Below are 20,212 nucleotides of genomic sequence, written 5' to 3' on the forward strand. Positions count from 1 at the left end.
TGCACGAATTTTAAGTAGTCGATGGCGTTTAGAGAATGAATACACAACAACTGGCAAAACTGCGTTCAATCGTGCCCGAGATGCGTCGCGTCCGGCACATTCACTTTGTTGGCATCGGTGGTGCTGGCATGGGCGGTATTGCCGAAGTGTTAGCTAACGAAGGTTATCAGATCAGCGGGTCTGACCTGGCGCCAAACCCTGTTACGCAGCAACTGGCGTCGCTTGGGGCGACTATTTATTTCAACCATCGCCCTGAAAACGTGCGCGATGCAAGCGTGGTGGTGGTATCGAGCGCTATCTCCTCTGACAACCCGGAAATCGTTGCCGCGCATGAAGCGCGCATTCCGGTGATCCGCCGTGCGGAAATGTTGGCGGAACTGATGCGTTTTCGTCACGGCATCGCGATTGCCGGGACCCACGGTAAAACCACGACGACTGCGATGGTTTCCAGTATTTATGCCGAAGCGGGTCTCGACCCGACGTTCGTCAATGGCGGTCTGGTCAAAGCCGCAGGCGTGCACGCGCGTCTGGGTCACAGCCGTTACCTGATTGCGGAAGCAGATGAGAGCGATGCGTCGTTCCTGCATCTGCAGCCGATGGTGGCGATTGTCACCAATATCGAAGCCGACCATATGGATACCTACCAGGGCGACTTTGAGAATTTAAAGCAGACCTTTATCAACTTCCTTCACAACCTGCCGTTTTATGGCCGCGCGGTGATGTGTGTGGATGACCCGGTCATCCGCGAACTGCTGCCGCGTGTGGGGCGTCAAATCACCACTTACGGCTTCAGTGAGGATGCTGACGTTCGCGTGGAAGAGTACAAACAGGTTGGTGCGCAGGGGCACTTCACGCTGGCGCGTCAGGACAAAGAGCTGCTGCACGTCACGCTGAATGCGCCAGGGCGTCATAACGCCCTCAACGCCGCAGCGGCGGTGGCGGTGGCGACAGAAGAAGGCATCGATGATGAAGCGATCCTGCGCGCGCTGGAAAGCTTCCAGGGCACTGGCCGTCGTTTCGATTTCCTCGGCGAATTCCCGCTTGAGGCAGTAAACGGTAAAGCCGGCACCGCTATGCTGGTGGATGACTACGGCCACCATCCAACCGAAGTGGACGCGACCATCAAAGCTGCACGCGCTGGCTGGCCTGAAAAAAATCTGGTCATGATCTTCCAGCCGCACCGCTATACGCGCACCCGCGATCTGTATGACGATTTCGCCAGCGTACTGTCGCAGGTGGATACGCTGCTGATGCTGGATGTTTATGCAGCGGGCGAAACTCCGATTCCGGGGGCTGACAGTCGTTCTTTGTGTCGCACGATTCGCGGACGCGGTAAAGTTGACCCTATTTTGGTTTCTGACCCGGTACAGGTGGCGGAAATTCTGGCACCGGTGCTGACCGGTAACGATCTGATTCTGATTCAGGGTGCGGGAAATATCGGCAAAATCGCCCGTACCTTAGCTGAAATCAAACTGAAGCCGCAAACTCAGGAGGATGAGCATCATGGCTGATAAGATTGCTGTCCTGTCTGGCGGCACGTCCGCCGAGCGCGAGGTTTCTCTGAATTCCGGCGCTGCCGTACTGGCGGGTCTGCGTGAAGGGGGCGTCAATGCGCACCTGGTCGATCCAAAAGAGGTCGACGTGACGCAGTTAAAAGCAATGGGCTTCGATAAAGTCTTTATCGCATTACATGGCCGTGGCGGAGAAGACGGAACCCTGCAGGGGCTTCTGGAGTTGATCGGCATGCCGTACACCGGCAGCGGCGTGATGGCGTCTGCCATCTCTATGGATAAACTGCGCAGTAAGTTACTGTGGCAGGGCGCGGGGCTACCGGTTGCACCGTGGGTGGCGCTGACGCGTCGCGAATTTGAATTGGGCCTGTCTGACAGCGTTAATACACGCATTGCGGCACTGGGCTTACCGGTTATTGTAAAGCCGAGCCGGGAAGGGTCGAGCGTAGGAATGTCAAAAGTAGATAAAGCTGAAGATATAGCGTCGGCTTTAGCATTGGCATTTCAACACGATGAAGAAGTTCTGATTGAAAAATGGCTCAGCGGGCCGGAATTTACCGTCGCGATGCTTGGCGAAGAAATTTTACCGTCAATTCGCATCCAACCCGCCGGAGTCTTCTATGATTATGAGGCGAAGTATCTCTCTGATGAGACGCAATATTTCTGCCCTTGTGGTCTGGAAGCTGAGCGTGAAGCAGATTTACAGTCCCTGGTGCTTAAAGCCTGGAATATTCTTGGGTGTCGCGGCTGGGGACGCATTGATGTGATGCAGGACAGTGACGGGCAATTTTACCTGCTGGAAGCCAATACCTCTCCGGGAATGACCAGCCATAGCCTTGTGCCGATGGCTGCGCGTCAGGCAGGAATGAGCTTCTCTCAGTTAGTCGTACGTATTCTGGACCAGGCGGGCTGATATGTCTCAGGCTGCATTGAACACGCGCAACCGCGATGACGAAGAAGAATATGCTTCTTCACGCCGGAGTAATGGAACGCGTCTTGCAGGGATTATTTTCCTGCTCGGGGTGCTGTGCACCGTGTTTATCAGCGGCTGGATGGTGCTGGGCTGGATGGAAGATGCGCAGCGGTTGCCTCTGTCAAAGCTGGTGGTGACCGGCGAGCGTCACTACACGCGTAACGATGATATTCGCCAGTCAATTCTGGCGCTGGGATCGCCCGGCACCTTTATGACTCAGGACGTCAATATTATTCAGAGTCAGATTGAACGTCTGCCCTGGATAAAACAGGCGAGTGTCAGAAAGCAATGGCCTGATGAATTGAAGATTCATCTGGTTGAATATGTGCCCATTGCGCGTTGGAATGATCAGCACATGGTTGACGTAGACGGAAATTCCTTCAGCGTCCCATCCGATCGTGTCAACAAGCAAAATTTACCGATGTTGTATGGCCCCGAAGGTAGCGAAAACGAAGTCTTGCAGGGTTTTCGTGAAATGGGTCAGGTGCTGGCGAAGGACAGGTTTACGTTAAAAGATGCTGCAATGACGGCGCGCCGCTCCTGGCAGCTGACGTTGACGAACGGCATTAAGCTCAACCTGGGGCGCGGCGACACAATGAAACGTCTGGCGCGTTTTGTAGAACTTTACCCGGTTTTACAGCAGCAGGCGCAGACGGACGGCAAACGGATAAGCTACGTTGATTTGCGCTATGACTCAGGCGCAGCAGTCGGTTGGGAGCCGGCTCCGGTCGAGGAACCTAATCAGCAACAGAATCAGGCACAGGTACAGGCAGAACAACAATGATCAAGGCGACGGACAGAAAACTGGTAGTTGGACTGGAGATTGGCACCGCTAAGGTTGCCGCTTTAGTAGGGGAAGTTCTGCCCGACGGTATGGTCAATATCATTGGCGTGGGCAGTTGCCCGTCCCGTGGTATGGATAAAGGTGGGGTAAATGACCTTGAGTCGGTGGTGAAATGCGTGCAGCGCGCCATCGATCAGGCTGAATTAATGGCGGATTGCCAGATTTCTTCTGTCTATCTGGCCCTTTCTGGCAAGCACATCAGCTGCCAGAACGAAATCGGTATGGTGCCGATTTCCGAAGAAGAAGTGACGCAGGAAGACGTTGAAAACGTGGTGCATACGGCGAAGTCCGTGCGCGTGCGCGATGAACATCGTGTACTGCACGTGATCCCGCAGGAATATGCGATTGACTATCAGGAAGGGATCAAAAACCCGGTCGGTCTGTCTGGCGTGCGTATGCAGGCAAAAGTGCACCTGATCACATGTCACAACGATATGGCGAAGAACATTGTAAAAGCCGTTGAACGTTGTGGCCTGAAAGTTGACCAACTTATTTTCGCCGGTCTGGCGGCAAGTTATTCCGTGCTGACTGAAGACGAACGTGAACTCGGTGTCTGTGTGGTCGATATTGGTGGTGGTACAATGGACATGGCTGTCTATACAGGCGGTGCGCTGCGCCACACCAAAGTGATCCCTTATGCCGGGAACGTTGTGACCAGCGATATCGCATACGCTTTTGGTACGCCACCGAGCGATGCAGAAGCGATTAAAGTGCGCCACGGCTGTGCGCTGGGTTCAATTGTTGGCAAAGATGAGAGCGTTGAAGTGCCGAGCGTGGGCGGTCGTCCGCCGCGCAGCCTGCAACGTCAGACGCTGGCAGAGGTGATTGAGCCGCGTTATACCGAGCTGCTCAACCTGGTCAACGAAGAGATTTTACAGTTACAGGAACAGCTTCGTCAGCAAGGTGTGAAACATCATCTCGCGGCGGGGATTGTATTAACCGGCGGGGCAGCGCAAATTGAAGGTCTTGCGGCCTGCGCTCAGCGCGTGTTCCATACGCAGGTGCGTATTGGTGCGCCGCTGAATATTACCGGTTTAACGGATTATGCTCAGGAGCCTTACTATTCGACGGCTGTGGGCCTGCTCCACTACGGGAAGGAATCTCATCTCAGTGGTGAAGCAGAAGTGGAAAAACGCGTTTCAGTGGGGTCGTGGGTCAAACGACTGAACAACTGGCTGCGAAAAGAGTTTTAATTTTTTTAAGAGACCGGAGAGAATTAGCGGTCTCGGGCGACAGGCACAACGGAGAGAGAAATTATGTTTGAACCTATGGAACTGACCAACGACGCGGTGATTAAAGTCATCGGCGTCGGTGGCGGCGGCGGTAACGCCGTAGAGCATATGGTGCGTGAACGCATTGAAGGTGTTGAATTCTTTGCAGTTAACACCGATGCGCAGGCACTGCGTAAAACAGCAGTTGGCCAGACTATCCAGATCGGCGGTGGCATCACCAAAGGGCTAGGCGCTGGGGCAAACCCGGAAGTCGGTCGCAACGCGGCTGAAGAAGATCGTGAAGCCCTGCGTGCTGCACTGGAAGGTGCGGACATGGTCTTCATCGCAGCAGGTATGGGCGGCGGTACGGGTACCGGTGCAGCACCTGTTGTCGCAGAAGTCGCTAAAGATTTAGGTATCCTGACCGTTGCTGTCGTGACCAAGCCTTTCAACTTTGAAGGCAAGAAGCGTATGGCTTTCGCGGAGCAGGGTATTACCGAACTGTCCAAGCATGTGGACTCGCTGATCACCATCCCGAACGACAAACTGTTGAAAGTTCTGGGTCGCGGTATCTCCCTGCTGGACGCCTTCGGCGCGGCAAACGACGTGCTGAAAGGCGCGGTTCAGGGTATCGCCGAACTGATTACCCGTCCTGGCCTGATGAACGTTGACTTTGCAGACGTTCGTACCGTGATGTCCGAAATGGGCTACGCGATGATGGGCTCTGGCGTGGCAAGCGGTGAAGACCGTGCAGAAGAAGCGGCTGAAATGGCTATCTCTTCTCCACTGCTGGAAGATATCGACCTGTCTGGTGCGCGCGGCGTGCTGGTCAACATTACCGCTGGCTTTGACCTGCGTCTGGATGAGTTCGAAACCGTGGGTAACACTATCCGTGCGTTCGCCTCTGACAATGCCACCGTGGTAATTGGTACGTCTCTCGACCCGGAAATGAACGACGAGCTGCGTGTAACTGTTGTTGCCACCGGTATCGGTATGGACAAGCGTCCTGAGATCACCCTGGTGACCAACAAACAGACTCAGCAACCGGTAATGGATCGTTACCAGCAGCACGGTATGTCTCCTCTGACTCAAGAGCAGAAACCGGCCGCGAAAGTGGTGAACGACCCTACGCCGCAAACGGCGAAAGAGCCAGATTATCTGGATATCCCGGCGTTCCTGCGTAAGCAAGCTGACTAAGAATTGGCTGGAATTTGGGGATTTGCGCTCTTTGTGCTAAACTGGCCCACCGTTAGTGATATACACTTTCGGTTGGATAGTTAATTTGGCGAGATTATACGATGATCAAACAAAGGACACTTAAACGTATCGTTCAGGCGACGGGTGTCGGTTTACATACCGGCAAGAAAGTCACACTGACGTTACGCCCTGCGCCGGCCAATACCGGGGTCATCTATCGTCGCACCGACTTGAATCCACCGGTAGATTTTCCGGCCGATGCCAAATCTGTGCGTGATACTATGCTCTGTACTTGTCTGGTGAACGAGCATGACGTGCGGATTTCTACCGTAGAGCACCTGAACGCCGCCCTGGCGGGTCTGGGTATCGACAACATTATGGTTGAAGTCGATGCGCCAGAAATCCCGATTATGGATGGCAGTGCTGCTCCGTTCGTTTATCTGTTGCTGGATGCCGGCATCGAAGAACTGAACTGCGCGAAGAAATTTGTTCGCATCAAAGAGACCGTTCGTGTCGAAGATGGCGACAAGTGGGCTGAATTCAAACCGTACAATGGTTTCTCGTTGGACTTTACCATCGACTTTAACCATCCGGCGATTGATGCCAGCACCCAACGCTATGCGATGAACTTCTCTGCTGATGCGTTTATGCGCCAGATTAGCCGCGCACGTACGTTTGGCTTCATGCGTGATATCGAATATCTGCAGTCCCGCGGCTTGTGCCTGGGCGGCAGCTTCGATTGTGCCATCGTTGTTGACGATTATCGCGTACTGAACGAAGACGGCCTGCGTTTTGAAGACGAATTCGTGCGTCACAAAATGCTGGATGCGATCGGCGACCTGTTTATGTGTGGTCACAACATCATTGGTGCATTCACCGCGTTTAAATCCGGTCATGCACTGAACAACAAACTGTTGCAGGCAGTCCTGGCAAAACAGGAAGCCTGGGAATATGTGACCTTTGAAGACGAAGCGGAACTGCCGCTGGCCTTCAAAGCACCAAGCACGGTTCTGGCTTAACGGTTCACACCGTTTCGTAAAAAATCGACTGGTTAACCTGGTACTCTCTCCGACCAGGAAGACCAGTCGTTTTTATTTTTACCCGTCTTCGTTTGCCTCAATATTCTCTCTTGTTTGTCTTGCGCAGAAAATGTGTGCGTTAGCTGCATTCTTGACCGTTTTTCCCTGCAACGATGCCTCATTCCTGCTGTTGTGTAGCGGCATTAGTGGTAATATCTGGGCGCTTAAAAAAAATAACTGAATTTAGCCTGTAACTGGCGGGCTTATGTGGTGGAGCAAGTGAGCGGAATACTGACGCGCTGGCGACAATTTGGCAGACGATACTTCTGGCCGCATCTCTTATTGGGGATGGTCGCGGCGAGTCTCGGCTTGCCTGCGCTCAGCAACAGTGCCGAAGCGGCGACGCCAGCGAAAACCTCCACAACCAAACACGATCTCAACACGCGGGTTAACTTTACTAACCTCGCGTGGCTTGAAGCCAGTCGTCGCCCGAATTTCTCCGTTGATTACTGGCACCAGCACGCTATCCGCACGGTCATTCGTCATCTGTCATTTGCGATGGCGCCGCAGACAATGCCTGTTGCCGAAGAGACGTTGCCGGTACAGGCGCAGCACCTTGCGCTGCTGGATACGCTCAACGCGTTGCTCACGCAGGACGGCCAGCCGCCCGTCATGGTTCGCCAGACGGCGCAAACTGTGCTCGCTCCGCCAGTCTCATTCTCTGTATCAACCTGGATTAGCCAGGCCCACGGCATCCGCGCCGGGCCGCAACGCCTCAGCTAAATTAACTTTTTCAATACCTTAATTTATCTGCCCACGATGGGGCGTTTGAGAATTTATTATGCTAATCAAATTATTAACTAAAGTTTTTGGTAGTCGTAACGATCGTACACTGCGCCGTATGCGCAAAGCTGTCGCTGTCATCAACGGTATGGAACCGGCGATGGAGAAGCTCTCCGATGACGAGCTGAAAGCAAAAACCCTGGAATTCCGCGCGCGTCTGGAAAAAGGGGAAACCTTAGAAAGCCTGATCCCGGAAGCCTTCGCCGTAGTGCGTGAAGCGAGTAAACGTGTGTTTGGCATGCGTCACTTCGACGTTCAGCTGCTGGGTGGTATGGTGCTTAACGAGCGCTGCATCGCGGAAATGCGTACTGGTGAAGGTAAAACCCTGACCGCAACATTGCCGGCTTACCTGAACGCGCTGACCGGTAAAGGCGTTCACGTGGTTACCGTCAACGACTATCTGGCCCAGCGTGACGCCGAAAACAACCGTCCACTGTTCGAATTCCTCGGCATGACGGTCGGCATCAACATGTCCGGCCTGCCTGCGCCAGCCAAGCGTGAAGCGTATAACGCGGACATCACCTACGGCACCAACAACGAATACGGCTTCGACTACCTGCGTGACAACATGGCCTTCAGCCCTGAAGAGCGCGTCCAGCGTAAACTGCACTACGCGCTGGTGGATGAGGTGGACTCCATCCTGATCGATGAAGCGCGTACCCCGCTGATCATCTCCGGCCCTGCCGAAGACAGCTCTGAGATGTACCGCAAAGTCGACAAAATCATTCCGCACCTGCTGCGTCAGGAGAAAGAAGACTCCGACACCTTCCAGGGTGAAGGTCACTTCTCCGTTGATGAAAAAGCGCGCCAGGTGAACCTGACCGAGCGCGGTCTGGTGAAAATTGAAGAGCTGCTGGTCGCTGAAGGCATTATGGAAGAGGGGGAGTCCCTGTACTCTCCGAGCAACATCATGCTGATGCACCACGTAACGGCTGCACTGCGCGCCCACGCGCTGTTCACCCGTGACGTCGACTACATTGTGAAAGACGGCGAAGTCATCATCGTCGATGAACACACCGGCCGTACCATGCAGGGACGTCGCTGGTCTGACGGTCTGCACCAGGCTGTGGAAGCCAAAGAAGGTGTGGATATTCAGAATGAAAACCAGACCCTGGCGTCCATCACCTTCCAGAACTACTTCCGTCTGTACGAGAAGCTGGCGGGCATGACCGGTACTGCTGATACCGAAGCGTTTGAATTCAGCTCCATCTACAAGCTGGATACCGTTGTCGTTCCAACCAACCGTCCAATGATCCGTAAGGATATGCCGGACCTGGTGTACATGACCGAAGCGGAAAAAATTCAGGCAATCATCGAAGATATTCGCGACCGTACTGCCAATGGGCAGCCGGTTCTGGTGGGGACCATCTCCATCGAGAAATCTGAAGTGGTTTCCAATGAGCTGACGAAAGCAGGCATTAAACACAACGTTCTGAACGCCAAGTTCCATGCTAAAGAAGCGGATATCGTTGCTCAGGCGGGTTATCCGGCTGCCGTGACCATCGCTACCAACATGGCGGGTCGTGGTACCGATATTATGCTGGGCGGTAGCTGGCAGGCTGAGGTTGCTGAGCTGGAAAACCCAACGCCAGAACAGATTGCACAAATCAAAGCCGACTGGCAGGTACGTCACGACGCGGTTCTGGCTTCCGGTGGTTTGCACATTATTGGCACCGAGCGTCACGAATCTCGTCGTATCGACAACCAGTTGCGTGGCCGTGCGGGCCGTCAGGGGGATGCCGGTTCTTCCCGCTTCTACCTGTCTATGGAAGATGCGCTGATGCGTATTTTCGCCTCCGACCGCGTGTCCGGCATGATGCGTAAACTGGGCATGAAACCAGGCGAAGCCATCGAGCACCCGTGGGTCACTAAAGCGATTGCCAACGCGCAGCGTAAAGTGGAAAGCCGCAACTTTGATATTCGTAAGCAGCTGCTGGAGTATGATGACGTTGCGAACGATCAGCGTCGTGCGATCTACACCCAGCGTAACGAACTGCTGGACGTGTCCGACGTGAGCGAAACCATCAACAGCATTCGCGAAGATGTGTTCAAAGCGACCATTGACGGGCATATTCCGCCGCAGTCTCTGGAAGAGATGTGGGATATCGAAGGCCTGCAGGAACGTCTGAAGAACGACTTTGACCTCGATCTGCCTATCAAAGAGTGGCTGGACAAAGAGCCTGAGCTGCACGAAGAGACGCTGCGCGAACGTATCTTTGAAACCGCGCTGGACGTTTATAAGCGTAAGGAAGAAGTGGTTGGCGCTGAGATGATGCGTCACTTCGAAAAAGGTGTGATGCTGCAGACGCTGGACTCCCTGTGGAAAGAGCACCTGGCGGCAATGGACTACCTGCGTCAGGGTATTCACCTGCGTGGCTATGCGCAGAAAGATCCGAAGCAGGAGTACAAGCGTGAATCCTTCTCCATGTTTGCGTCTATGCTGGAGTCGCTGAAGTATGAAGTGATCAGCACCCTGAGCAAAGTTCAGGTACGTATGCCGGAAGAAGTGGAAGCGATGGAACAACAGCGTCGTGAAGAAGCTGAGCGTCTGGCGCAGATGCAACAGCTGAGCCACCAGACTGACGAGAGCGAAGCTGCAGCGGCGATCGCCGCGCAGACTGGCGATCGTAAAGTGGGTCGTAACGATCCGTGCCCGTGTGGTTCCGGTAAAAAATATAAGGCCTGCCACGGCCGTCTGAGCTAAGTTCATAAGACAATGAAAAGGCGCAGATATCTGCGCCTTTTTTATGGAAGTGACAATATGAAAATACTGCAAATTGCCGTCGGGATTATTCGCAACCCGCAAAACCAGATCTTCATTACCCAGCGCGCTGCCGATGCCCATATGGCGAACAAATGGGAGTTTCCCGGTGGAAAAATCGAATCAGGGGAGACGCCGGAAGAGGCGCTGGTGCGTGAGCTTCAGGAAGAAGTAGGGATTACGCCAGTTGGCGCAACGCTGTTCGATAAGCTCGAATACCAGTTTCCGGACAGGCACATCACGCTTTGGTTCTGGCTGGTCGAAAACTGGGAAGGCGACCCCTGGGGAAAAGAGGGGCAACCCGGTAACTGGGTGGAGCTTCAGGCCAGTGATGCCGATAAATTCCCACCGGCAAATGCGCCCGTCATATCCCGACTGACGGACGACCTGTAGGCCTGCTAAGCGAAGCGCCAGCAGGCTTTAAAGCTATTGCTGCTCTTCACTCCAGTCATCGCTGTCCGAGAGATCGCCTTTGCTCGGAATGCGTTTCTCTTCCGCCGCCCATTCTCCCAGGTCAATTAACTGACAGCGCTTGCAGCAGAATGGACGGAACGGACTCATTTCGCCCCATACAACGGTTTTACCGCAGGTGGGGCAGTTTACGGTGGTCACTTCAGACATCGGCACTCCTTAACAACAGGCCAGTTCAAAATCGAGGCGTTCCGGCACGGTGCCATTCTCGCTGTCCAGAGGCATAAAGCGGATCGCAAAACGACTCTTATGCCCGGAAATCTGTGGGTAAAGCTGCTCGCCGAGCGATAAATTCAGACGCAGAAGATCGGCATCATCGCCGTTATCCTGATAGAAACCGTTCAGGCTGGTTTGCTTGCGGAACGGCGCCGAGTTACGGATGAGGTCGAGAATTAGCGACAGCGTCTGGTGCATGGGGGCGAGACTTTCCAGCCAGCTGTTCACCTGCGCATCACGCTGTGCTTGCGGCATATGCAGCCACATATGCAGCGTTGGCAGGTCGAAACTACAGCAGCCACCAGGAATACTCAGGCGCTGGCGCACCAGGCCGATCAGGCGATCTTCTCGCAAAAATTGCCCGACACGAGGTGCGGCCATCAGCGTACTGCTGCTGTTTTTAAGCTGCTGACGAAGTGAATCAATGCGGCTCTGATCCACGCCCGGCACTTCGGCCCAGGCCTGTAATTTACGCTGCTGGCGCTCCAGTTCTTTCAGAAGCTCTGTGCGGACGTCGCCCCGCTCAATGACATCCAGCAGATCCCCACGTTGCGGAAGAAGTGCAACGCAGTGGCATGATCGCTGACGGGCAAATGTTGTGAAAGTTGTTGAATTAGAAATTCGATACGCAGCCAGGTACGCATTTTTTCGTTGAGCGGATGCTCAAAAAGGATGTGGGTCGACATTATGGTTTTTCCTGTGCAACGGCCTGCGCGGCGAACGCCAAATACTGCGCATGCAGGCGGGCAACATCCGATGCAATGGCATCTGGTGCGCCGTTATTATCAATAACATCATCCGCAACGGCAAGGCGCTGAGCGCGCGTGGCCTGAGCGGCAAGAATTTGTTCAGCCTGTTCGCGCGAGACACGATCGCGCGTCACGGTGCGCTGGATTTGCGTTTCAGGCGAGACATCAATGACCAGCACCCGATCGGCTTTATTGTGCAGCTGATTCTCTACCAGCAGCGGAACCACCCACAGAACATACGGCGAGCGGGCTGCGGCAATTTGACGCTGAGTTTCCTGGTGGATAATGGGGTGGAGCAGGGCATTAAGCCAGAGTTTTTCCGCAGAATCGGAAAAAATGCATTCGCGTAGCTTGCGGCGATTTAACGTGCCATCTGCACTGATAATTGCCGGACCAAAATGGTTTTCGATGGCTTTTAGCGCGGGTGTATTGGGCTCTACCACCTGACGGGCAATGATATCGGCATCAATAATCGTGATACCCAGACGAGAAAATGCGTCCGCAACGGTACTTTTGCCACTACCGATGCCGCCGGTTAATGCGACGATATACCCCATTAAATCAAATCCTGGGAATTATTCATTATTAAAATCAGTTGGTTAAATTTCAAACGTGCTTCAGCCACTGTTTAGCCCTGTTTACCGGCTTTTTACCAGGTAAATTTATAGGATTGTAGCGTAAAAAAAGAGAATTTCGCAGTCTTGCGGAGCAGGTATTAGTGCGTATGATAGCGTCACTGGAGTTGTGCTTTTAACATATTTGCCTCTAACCCCAGGAATCCGCACATGCGTATCGAAGAAGATCTGAAGTTAGGTTTCAAAGACGTTCTTATCCGCCCTAAACGCTCTACACTGAAAAGTCGCTCAGACGTTGAACTCGAACGTCAATTCACCTTTAAACATTCCGGTCAGACCTGGTCTGGCGTGCCGATTATCGCCGCCAATATGGATACGGTGGGCACCTTCGGGATGGCAACCGCCCTGGCGCAGTTCGATATTCTCACCGCAGTGCACAAACACTACAGCCTGGAAGAGTGGAATGCGTTTGTTGCATCCGCCTCTGCGGATGTGGTGAAGCATGTGATGGTCTCCACCGGCACCTCTGATGCTGATTTCGAGAAGACCAAACAGATCCTGAATGCGAACCCGGCGCTCAATTTTGTGTGTATTGATGTGGCGAACGGTTACTCCGAGCATTTCGTGCAGTTCGTCAGCAAGGCGCGTGAGGCCTGGCCAACGAAAACCATCATCGCGGGCAACGTGGTGACCGGTGAAATGTGTGAAGAGCTGATCCTCTCCGGTGCCGACATCGTGAAAGTGGGCATTGGCCCGGGCTCCGTATGCACCACGCGCGTCAAAACCGGCGTTGGGTATCCGCAGCTGTCCGCCGTTATCGAATGTGCCGATGCGGCGCATGGCCTGGGCGGCCAGATCATCAGTGACGGCGGTTGCACCATGCCGGGCGATGTGGCGAAGGCGTTTGGCGGCGGCGCAGACTTCGTGATGCTCGGCGGTATGCTGGCCGGTCATGAAGAGAGCGGCGGCACCGTGGTGGAAGAAAACGGTGAGAAATTCATGCTGTTCTACGGTATGAGCTCTGAGTCTGCAATGACCCGTCACGTTGGTGGTGTGGCAAAATACCGTGCGGCAGAAGGCAAAACCGTGAAGCTGCCTCTGCGTGGCCCGGTTGAAAACACCGCGCGCGACATCCTGGGCGGCCTGCGCTCAGCCTGTACCTACGTGGGTGCCTCCCGTCTGAAAGAGCTGACGAAACGTACGACGTTTATTCGCGTTCAGGAGCAGGAAAACCGCGTTTTCAATAGCCTGTAATGGCTTTCGCTGGCGCATGTCCGTGCGCCAGCTATTGGCTATCCCGCGCTCATCGCATCCCCCAAATGGAAAATGGGCAAATACATTGCCACCACTAGCGTGCCGATGATGACCCCCGTGACAACCAGTAGTAACGGCTCCAGGAGTGCTGCCAGATTGTCGGCCAACTGAAAAGTTTGCTCCGTATGATGACGAGCAAGGTTTGCCAGCATGATGTCCAGTGAACCTGACATTTCGCCCGTTCGTAAAAGCTGAATACAGAGCGGGGTAAACATTGCCGCTTTCTGAAAGGATGACCAGACGGGAAGCCCTTTTTCAATATCTTCGCGTATTCTGCGAAGGATCCCTTGCCAGTAGCGGCTTTCGACGGTCTCTTCTGCGCTCTCAAGCCCCTGTAAAAAGGCAATGCCTGCCTGCTGCGTGAGCGACAGCACGGTGAAGATCTGCCCCAGCTTTTGCCCTTTCGCCAGCGCCCCCATTACAGGTAGATGCAGAAGAAATCGCTGCCAGCGAGGCGTGTGACGCAGAGTCCAGGCTGCGGTTAACGGAACAAGCAGCACCGCGAACAGTGCGAGAGCGTAGGACTGCATAAACGCGGATATACTCATCACCATCCGCGTCAGCGCCGGAAGGGGAGTGTTAAACGTTTTGTAGATTGCGGCGAACTCGGGCAATACCAGGGTGACCATGGCGAGTACGACGAGTACCGCCAGCGTCAGGATGATCGCCGGGTAGCGCAGCGCTTTTTTCACTTTCTGACCGAGCTGCTGCTGCGCTTTTTGTTGCTGGGCGAGCTGGCGACAGCACTCTTCCAGCTTCCCTGTCAGCTCACCCGTTTTTACCATTGAGATATGCAATGGGGTAAAGACCGTGGGCCACCGCCTGAGCGCCTCAGAAAAAGGGCACCCTTCATTGAGTTCATCGGCAACGCTTTGCAGCAGTGCCCGCCACGGTTCTGATGGATGCTGGTCAGCCAGCATTTGCAGGCTATGCGCAAGCGTTAGTCCGGCCTGCAGCAGCGTGGCGAGCTGGCGAAACATCTCGTAGCAGTGATGAGGGCGCCAGCGGTGTCTCTGAGGGCATCGGGAGAGGGCCAGAGGATGCAGGTCGTTCCGCATTAGCCTGGTGAAGGCCGCGTTGCGGTCTGTGGCCCAGAGTGTCCCGCTTCGGGGTTCTCCTTCTGTGGAGAGGGCTCGCCAGCGCCAGAGGTGATTAGTGGCCATCGGGCATACCCAAAACACGCAATAATTCTTCGAGCGTGGTTAGCCCTTGCTCAATGGCCATACAGCCGTGTTCAAACAGCGAGATTAACCCTGCCTGCCGGGCACTGGCTTCTATCACTTCGGTGCCTGCCCCGCTGGCAATTGCCTGGCGCAGAGGGTTGTCGATTGCCAGTACTTCAAAAATCGCCACCCGGCCGTAAAAACCGTGATAGCAACGATCGCAGCCTGTGGGTTGCCAGCGGGGAAGTGGTCGCGGCCAAACCGGGCGGGGTAAGCCCGAATGCTCCCCGTTTTGCTGTCGGCAATGTGGACAAAGACGCCGAACCAGCCGTTGGGCAATCACCATAGAGAGTGCGGAAGATATCATCCAGCGCGCGACGCCCATCTGCTCCAGGCGAATCAGGGTTTCCGTTGTCGAGTTGGTATGCAGCGTCGACAATACCAGGTGCCCGGTCTGCGCGGCATTAATAGCGATCTCTGCCGTTTCGCCATCACGAATTTCGCCGACCATAATGATATCCGGATCCTGACGCAGCAGCGCCCTTAGCACGCTCTGAAATGTCAGGCCCGCTCGCGGGTTAATCTGCGTCTGATTCAATCCCGCAAGCGGGATTTCAATGGGATCCTCTACGCTGCAGATGTTGACGTCAGGGGTGTTAAGCGCCTGTAACGCGCTATAGAGGGTGACGGTTTTGCCGCTGCCTGTGGGGCCGGTAACCAGAATCAGCCCCTGAGGCTGGTGCAGTGAAGCAGTAAAACAGGCCAACTGCTCAGCGCTCATGCCGAGTGCTTTCGGTTCAAGAGCCTGCTGAACCTGATGCAGCAGTCGCAGCACAATTTTCTCACCGCCGTTGCAGGGAAGCGTGGCGATACGAAACGAGACCGGCTCGTTTGTCAGCTCAATGGTAAACTGACCATCCTGCGGTAAGCGGCGTTCAGCAATATCCAGATTACCCAGCACTTTTAACCGGGCGCTGAGCATCGTTGCCAGCGCGGCGGAAAGCGGAGGTTGCGGGCAAAGTACGCCATCGATACGTAAGCGAATCTGGCACGCGTGCTCCATCGGTTCAATATGGATGTCGGAGGCGCGCTGGTGTATCGCCTGTTGCAGCGTGTGGTTGAGGATATCCACCGCGGAATGTGCCTGCGAAACGTTAGGCAGATGCGATTGCGCGCTTAACTGCCGATGCTTTTCCATGCGTTCAGCGCTCCAGCACTCGATATCAATCCGTTTCTGCGTTGCGAAGCGCAGGGCTTCCATCAGTTCAGGGGCGGGGCTTCCCACGACGGCGATACTGACCATGTCACTGTCGCTGGTGAGCAGCAGAGCATGATGGCGAAGGCAAAGTGCCACGAGTTGATCGGTGTTCATTGTCCGCCCCTCAGTTATTGTCGAAGCGGAAGACGTCTTCACAGGCCTGCTTAAGCTCGCTGTCAGCACTGATGTTGCAGTCACGCGTCCAGCCTGTCATACCGTTGCCGTTATTCCACTGTGGCGTCATGGTCACCGTCAGTCCGTTGAGACTCTCCTGACCCGTCAAGGTCACGATCCCTTTTGCCACGTTCATTGCTGAGACGTAACGCGTCGTCGTCGGGGAAGGGATGCCGTTACTGCCTGCGTCACAGCTCTCCACGCCACCGTGATCGAGCGCGCAAAGCTCAATGGCAGTGCGATAGGGAATGAAGGTTTGCAGCATATCGGTGAGGGCGGCTTTACGCAGGTAGTTCTGATAGGCGGGAACGCCGATGGCGCTCAGAATCGCAATAATGCCAATGACCACCATCAGCTCAATGAGTGTGAATCCTTGTTGTCTGTCCATATCTGCTCCTTATGCAAAGTGGCGCTACTCTGGCAGTGCGAAAGGAGAGAAACGAGGGGCAAAAAAGGGAACGGGAAAGGGGCTTCAGAGAATTCATGCAGTGTTGCAGAGAAGAACAACGGATTTGCGAGCAGGACTGAAATTCCCCTCTCCGGGCGGAGAGGGGAAGCGTGTTATTTGAAGCGCATGGAGAGGTCAAGGGCGCGAACGTGTTTGGTCAGCGCGCCGACGGAGATGTAGTCCACACCGGTTTCGGCGAATTCACGGATCGTGTCGAACGTGACGTTCCCGGAAACTTCAAGCTGGGCGCGGCCGTTAGTCAGTGTTACTGCCTCGCGCATCTGCTCAGTTTCGAAATTGTCGAGCATGATGATATCGGCTCCGGCCTTAACGGCCTGCTCCAGCTCTTCCAGGCTTTCGACTTCCACTTCAACAGGGACATCCGGGTGCAGCCAGAAGGCTTTCTCAACGGCCTGGCGCACGGAACCCGACGCAATAATGTGGTTCTCTTTGATCAGGAAGGCATCGGATAAGCCCAGTCGATGGTTGGCGCCGCCGCCACAGAGCACCGCGTACTTCAGCGCAGTGCGCAGGCCTGGCAGCGTTTTGCGGGTATCCAGCAGCTGAGTGTGGGTGCCGGCCAGGAGGTCAACATAGCGACGCACTTCGCTGGCGACGCCAGAGAGCGTTTGTACAAAATTGAGCGCGGTGCGTTCGCCGGTCAGCAAGACGCGCGAGGGACCGTCCAGCTCGAACAGCGGCTGATTGGCTGTAATCGCATCACCATCTTCAACGTGCCAGGTCACCTGCACATCATCGCCCGCCAGTTGAGTAAATACCTCTTCAACCCAACGCTTGCCGCAAAAAACGCCCTCTTCACGGGTAATAATGACCGCGTGGGAACGTGTCTCTTTTGGCAATAATTGTGCGGTAATGTCTTTATCGGCATTCACGTCACCCCCAAGGTCTTCTTTTAACGCATGGGCAACGCTTGCCGGAATATCCATATTAATACGTTCCAGAAGTGCTTCACGTCGGTGGTCGGGGTTGTAGCGGCGAGGCGGCATGATAAAACTCCAAATTGGTAACGAATCATAATATTGAAACATGCTACTCTGAACCGAGTCATTGCACCATACAGAAGGAGTTCCAGCATGTTGTTAGAAAACGGATGGCTGGTGGATGCGCGGCGTGTACCCTCGCCGCACCACGATTGCCGCCCGGAGGATGAAAAGCCCACACTGCTGGTGGTTCATAATATTAGTCTCCCGCCGGGTGAATTTGGCGGCCCGTGGATCGATGCGTTATTCACGGGAACGATAGATCCCAATGCCCATCCTTTCTTCGCTGAGATTGCGCATTTGCGCGTGTCGGCTCACTGTCTGATTCGTCGTGATGGTGAGGTGGTTCAGTATGTTCCTTTTGATAAGCGCGCCTGGCATGCCGGGGTGTCGATGTATCACGGGCGCGAACGGTGCAACGATTTCTCCATTGGGATCGAACTGGAAGGCACGGATACTACGCCCTACACCGACTCACAGTATCAAAAGTTAGCGGCTGTGACCCGTACGCTTATCGGACTCTACCCGGCAATCGCCGACAACATTACCGGACACAGTGATATCGCTCCGGCGAGAAAAACCGATCCTGGCCCGGCATTTGACTGGCCCCGCTTTCGCGCCATGCTCACCGCGTCGTCAGAATAAGGAGATACCATGACGTTGTTTACCATGCTGCTGGTTATCATCGCTGAACGTCTGTTCAAGCTCGGTGAGCACTGGCATCTGGATCACCGGCTGGAGGTGTTATTCCGCCGCATCAGGCACTTTTCCATGCTGCGCACGCTGCTGATGATGGCGGGTGTGATGGTGATTACCTTCCTGCTGCTGCGCGCGCTGTACGGACTCTTTTTCAATGTGCCGCTGCTGGTGGTGTGGATCCTGCTTGGCGTGCTGTGCATTGGTGCGGGCAAGGTGCGTTTGCACTACCACGCTTATCTTAAAGCGGCCTCCCGCGATGATGCCCACGCGCGCGGTGCCATGGCGAGCGAACTGACGATGATCCACGGCGTGCCGCCGGATTGCGACGAGCGCGAGTTCCTGCGCGAGCTGCAAAATGCGCTGCTGTGGATTAACTTCCGTTACTACCTCGCGCCGCTGTTCTGGTTTGTGGTGGGCGGCCCGGTGGGACCCGTCTTGCTGATGGGGTACGCGTTCCTGCGTGCCTGGCAGACCTGGCTTGCCCGTTATCTGACACCGCATGAACGTTTGCTCTCCGGCATTGATGCCATCCTGCATGTGCTCGACTGGCTGCCGGTGCGTCTGGTGGGTGTGGTGTATGCGCTCATTGGCCATGGTGAAAAAGCATTGCCAGCGTGGTTTGCGTCTCTGGGCGACCGACACACCTCGCAGTATCAGGTGTTAACCCGTCTGGCGCAGTTTTCCCTGGCGCGAGAGCCGCATACCGACAAGATTGAAACGCCAAAAGCAGCGGTTTCAATGGCAAAGAAAACGTCGTTTGTGGTGGTGGTGGTGGTGGCGCTGCTGACCATTTACGGCACGCTGGTGTAAGCCAGCGCGCCGCAAACGCTATAGCGTATCCGCAGGCGGGATGCCGAAATCAGGCATCCCGCTTTCGTCCCAACAAACACGCTTCAGTCGGGTATGGCGATTCGGATCGTACAGCGGGTCGCCCTCAATTTCGGTGTAATTCCGCGCGTGATACACCAGCACATCTTCCCCTTCCGGCGTTTGCGTAAAGCTGTTGTGACCCGGGCCGTACTGACGATTTTCGTAGCTGGTAACGAACACCGGACGCGCAGATTTGTGCCAGTTCGCCGGCTGTTGCGGATCGGCATTCAGGTCTATCCACAATAACCCCATGCAGTAGTTCTCATCGGTGGCGCTAGCGGAGTAGCTGATAAACAGCTTGTCACCGTGAACCAGCACCGCCGGACCTTCGTTAACCAGAAATCCGCGGCATTCCCAGTCATATTCAGGTTTACTGAGCATCACCGGCTCGCCTTTCAGCGTCCACGGATTTTCCATTTCACACAGATAAAGGTTGGAGTTTCCGGCGATATCCGGCGCTTTTTGCGCCCACAGATACCAGCGTTTCCCCTGATGGACAAAGGTGGTGGCATCGAGGGCGAAAGTGTCGAATGGCGTTTTTATTTGCCCCTTCTCGACCCACGTACCGGCGAGCGGATCGCTGTCGGTACACTCCAGCGCAAACATTCGGTGCTGGAACATGCCGAGGCTATCAAGCGCCTGGGTGTGCGTCGCGGCAAAATAGATGTACCACTTCCCGTCGATGTGATGCAGTTCTGGGGCCCAAATCAACTGGCTCATTGGACCGGTGTCGGGTTTGCGCCAGACCACTATCTCTTCGGCGCTGCGCAAGCCCTCCAGCGAGTCAGCACGGCGGATAGCCAGCCTGTCGTACTCCGGCACGGAGGCAATAAAATAGTATTCCCCCTCATGATGTAAAATGTACGGGTCGGCGCGTTGTTCAATAAACGGGTTTGGCCAGGTTTGCATGCAACT

Annotated in this window: 19 protein-coding genes and 1 pseudogene; 12 read left to right on the plus strand and 8 right to left on the minus strand. The window is 54.9% G+C overall.

From position 1 onward, the window contains the following. Positions 1-35: 35 nt before the first annotated feature. From murC to mutT, 9 genes are all read left to right on the plus strand, one after another. A complete protein-coding gene (gene murC / locus G0034_RS03660; protein ID WP_014882545.1) occupies positions 36-1,511 on the plus strand; it encodes a UDP-N-acetylmuramate--L-alanine ligase in 1,476 nt (491 codons plus the stop codon). Then, positions 1,504-2,424, plus strand: a complete 921-nt coding sequence (locus tag G0034_RS03665; RefSeq protein WP_014882546.1) for a D-alanine--D-alanine ligase — start codon at positions 1,504-1,506, stop codon at positions 2,422-2,424. Before murC ends, G0034_RS03665 begins: the two co-directional genes overlap by 8 nt. Position 2,425: 1 nt before the next feature. Then, entirely contained in the window at positions 2,426-3,268 is an 843-nt protein-coding gene (gene ftsQ, locus G0034_RS03670; RefSeq protein ID WP_014882547.1) for a cell division protein FtsQ, read from the plus strand. Next, positions 3,265-4,521 carry a cell division protein FtsA gene (gene ftsA, locus G0034_RS03675; RefSeq protein WP_006173845.1) on the plus strand — a complete coding sequence of 419 codons (1,257 nt, stop codon included), beginning with the start codon at positions 3,265-3,267 and terminating at the stop codon, positions 4,519-4,521. Before ftsQ ends, ftsA begins: the two co-directional genes overlap by 4 nt. A gap of 63 nt (positions 4,522-4,584) precedes the next feature. Then, on the plus strand, positions 4,585-5,736 hold the full coding sequence (gene ftsZ / locus G0034_RS03680; RefSeq protein WP_008501978.1) for a cell division protein FtsZ: 1,152 nt from the start codon (positions 4,585-4,587) through the stop codon (positions 5,734-5,736). 101 nt (positions 5,737-5,837) lie between these two features. Continuing rightward, positions 5,838-6,755 (plus strand): UDP-3-O-acyl-N-acetylglucosamine deacetylase, encoded by a 918-nt coding sequence (gene lpxC / locus G0034_RS03685; RefSeq protein WP_014882548.1) that lies wholly within the window; start codon positions 5,838-5,840, stop codon positions 6,753-6,755. Between the two features lie 279 nt (positions 6,756-7,034). Beyond that, positions 7,035-7,538 (plus strand): secA translation cis-regulator SecM, encoded by a 504-nt coding sequence (gene secM, locus G0034_RS03690; protein WP_072169721.1) that lies wholly within the window; start codon positions 7,035-7,037, stop codon positions 7,536-7,538. 58 nt (positions 7,539-7,596) lie between these two features. Next, positions 7,597-10,302, plus strand: coding sequence for a preprotein translocase subunit SecA (gene secA / locus G0034_RS03695; protein ID WP_179120523.1), 2,706 nt, complete (start codon positions 7,597-7,599; stop codon positions 10,300-10,302). A 57-nt stretch (positions 10,303-10,359) separates the two neighbouring features. Then, the gene (gene mutT / locus G0034_RS03700) at positions 10,360-10,752 is read left to right on the plus strand and encodes an 8-oxo-dGTP diphosphatase MutT (protein WP_014882551.1); all 393 of its coding nucleotides are present in this window, start codon (positions 10,360-10,362) and stop codon (positions 10,750-10,752) included. Between the two features lie 33 nt (positions 10,753-10,785). Here the strand turns inward: mutT and yacG are convergent, their stop codons facing one another. The 3 genes and pseudogenes from yacG to coaE form a co-directional block, all read right to left on the minus strand. Beyond that, positions 10,786-10,980, minus strand: coding sequence for a DNA gyrase inhibitor YacG (gene yacG, locus G0034_RS03705; RefSeq protein WP_014882552.1), 195 nt, complete (start codon positions 10,978-10,980; stop codon positions 10,786-10,788). Between the two features lie 9 nt (positions 10,981-10,989). Beyond that, positions 10,990-11,732: pseudogene (zapD, locus tag G0034_RS03710) on the minus strand (cell division protein ZapD). Continuing rightward, positions 11,732-12,352 (minus strand): dephospho-CoA kinase, encoded by a 621-nt coding sequence (coaE, locus tag G0034_RS03715; protein ID WP_023332085.1) that lies wholly within the window; start codon positions 12,350-12,352, stop codon positions 11,732-11,734. Before coaE ends, zapD begins: the two are co-directional and overlap by 1 nt. Before the next feature lie 228 nt (positions 12,353-12,580). Between coaE and G0034_RS03720 the strand changes: the two genes are divergently transcribed. Continuing rightward, complete coding sequence (locus G0034_RS03720) at positions 12,581-13,624, plus strand: GMP reductase (protein WP_045269083.1); 1,044 nt, start codon at positions 12,581-12,583, stop codon at positions 13,622-13,624. A gap of 38 nt (positions 13,625-13,662) precedes the next feature. On the opposite strand, the gene hofC is transcribed toward G0034_RS03720, so the two are convergent. The 4 genes from hofC to nadC form a co-directional block, all read right to left on the minus strand. Continuing rightward, positions 13,663-14,847 (minus strand): protein transport protein HofC, encoded by a 1,185-nt coding sequence (gene hofC / locus G0034_RS03725; RefSeq protein WP_179120524.1) that lies wholly within the window; start codon positions 14,845-14,847, stop codon positions 13,663-13,665. Next, entirely contained in the window at positions 14,837-16,219 is a 1,383-nt protein-coding gene (gene gspE / locus G0034_RS03730; protein ID WP_179120525.1) for a type II secretion system protein GspE, read from the minus strand. Before gspE ends, hofC begins: the two co-directional genes overlap by 11 nt. A 10-nt stretch (positions 16,220-16,229) precedes the next feature. Then, positions 16,230-16,667, minus strand: a complete 438-nt coding sequence (ppdD, locus tag G0034_RS03735; protein ID WP_014882558.1) for a prepilin peptidase-dependent pilin — start codon at positions 16,665-16,667, stop codon at positions 16,230-16,232. Positions 16,668-16,840: 173 nt separating this feature from the next. Then, positions 16,841-17,734 carry a carboxylating nicotinate-nucleotide diphosphorylase gene (nadC, locus tag G0034_RS03740; protein WP_045281046.1) on the minus strand — a complete coding sequence of 298 codons (894 nt, stop codon included), beginning with the start codon at positions 17,732-17,734 and terminating at the stop codon, positions 16,841-16,843. A gap of 87 nt (positions 17,735-17,821) precedes the next feature. On the opposite strand from nadC, the gene ampD reads away from it, so the two are divergent. After that, the gene (ampD, locus tag G0034_RS03745) at positions 17,822-18,373 is read left to right on the plus strand and encodes a 1,6-anhydro-N-acetylmuramyl-L-alanine amidase AmpD (protein ID WP_014882560.1); all 552 of its coding nucleotides are present in this window, start codon (positions 17,822-17,824) and stop codon (positions 18,371-18,373) included. Positions 18,374-18,382: 9 nt separating this feature from the next. Next, on the plus strand, positions 18,383-19,237 hold the full coding sequence (gene ampE, locus G0034_RS03750; RefSeq protein ID WP_023332090.1) for a beta-lactamase regulator AmpE: 855 nt from the start codon (positions 18,383-18,385) through the stop codon (positions 19,235-19,237). 18 nt (positions 19,238-19,255) lie between these two features. On the opposite strand, the gene G0034_RS03755 is transcribed toward ampE, so the two are convergent. After that, a complete protein-coding gene (locus tag G0034_RS03755; RefSeq protein WP_179120526.1) occupies positions 19,256-20,206 on the minus strand; it encodes a glycoside hydrolase family 43 protein in 951 nt (316 codons plus the stop codon). Between the last annotated feature and the right edge of the window lie 6 nt (positions 20,207-20,212).

This window comes from Enterobacter sp. T2 (assembly GCF_010692925.1).
In the GTDB taxonomy this organism is placed as follows: domain Bacteria; phylum Pseudomonadota; class Gammaproteobacteria; order Enterobacterales; family Enterobacteriaceae; genus Enterobacter; species Enterobacter kobei.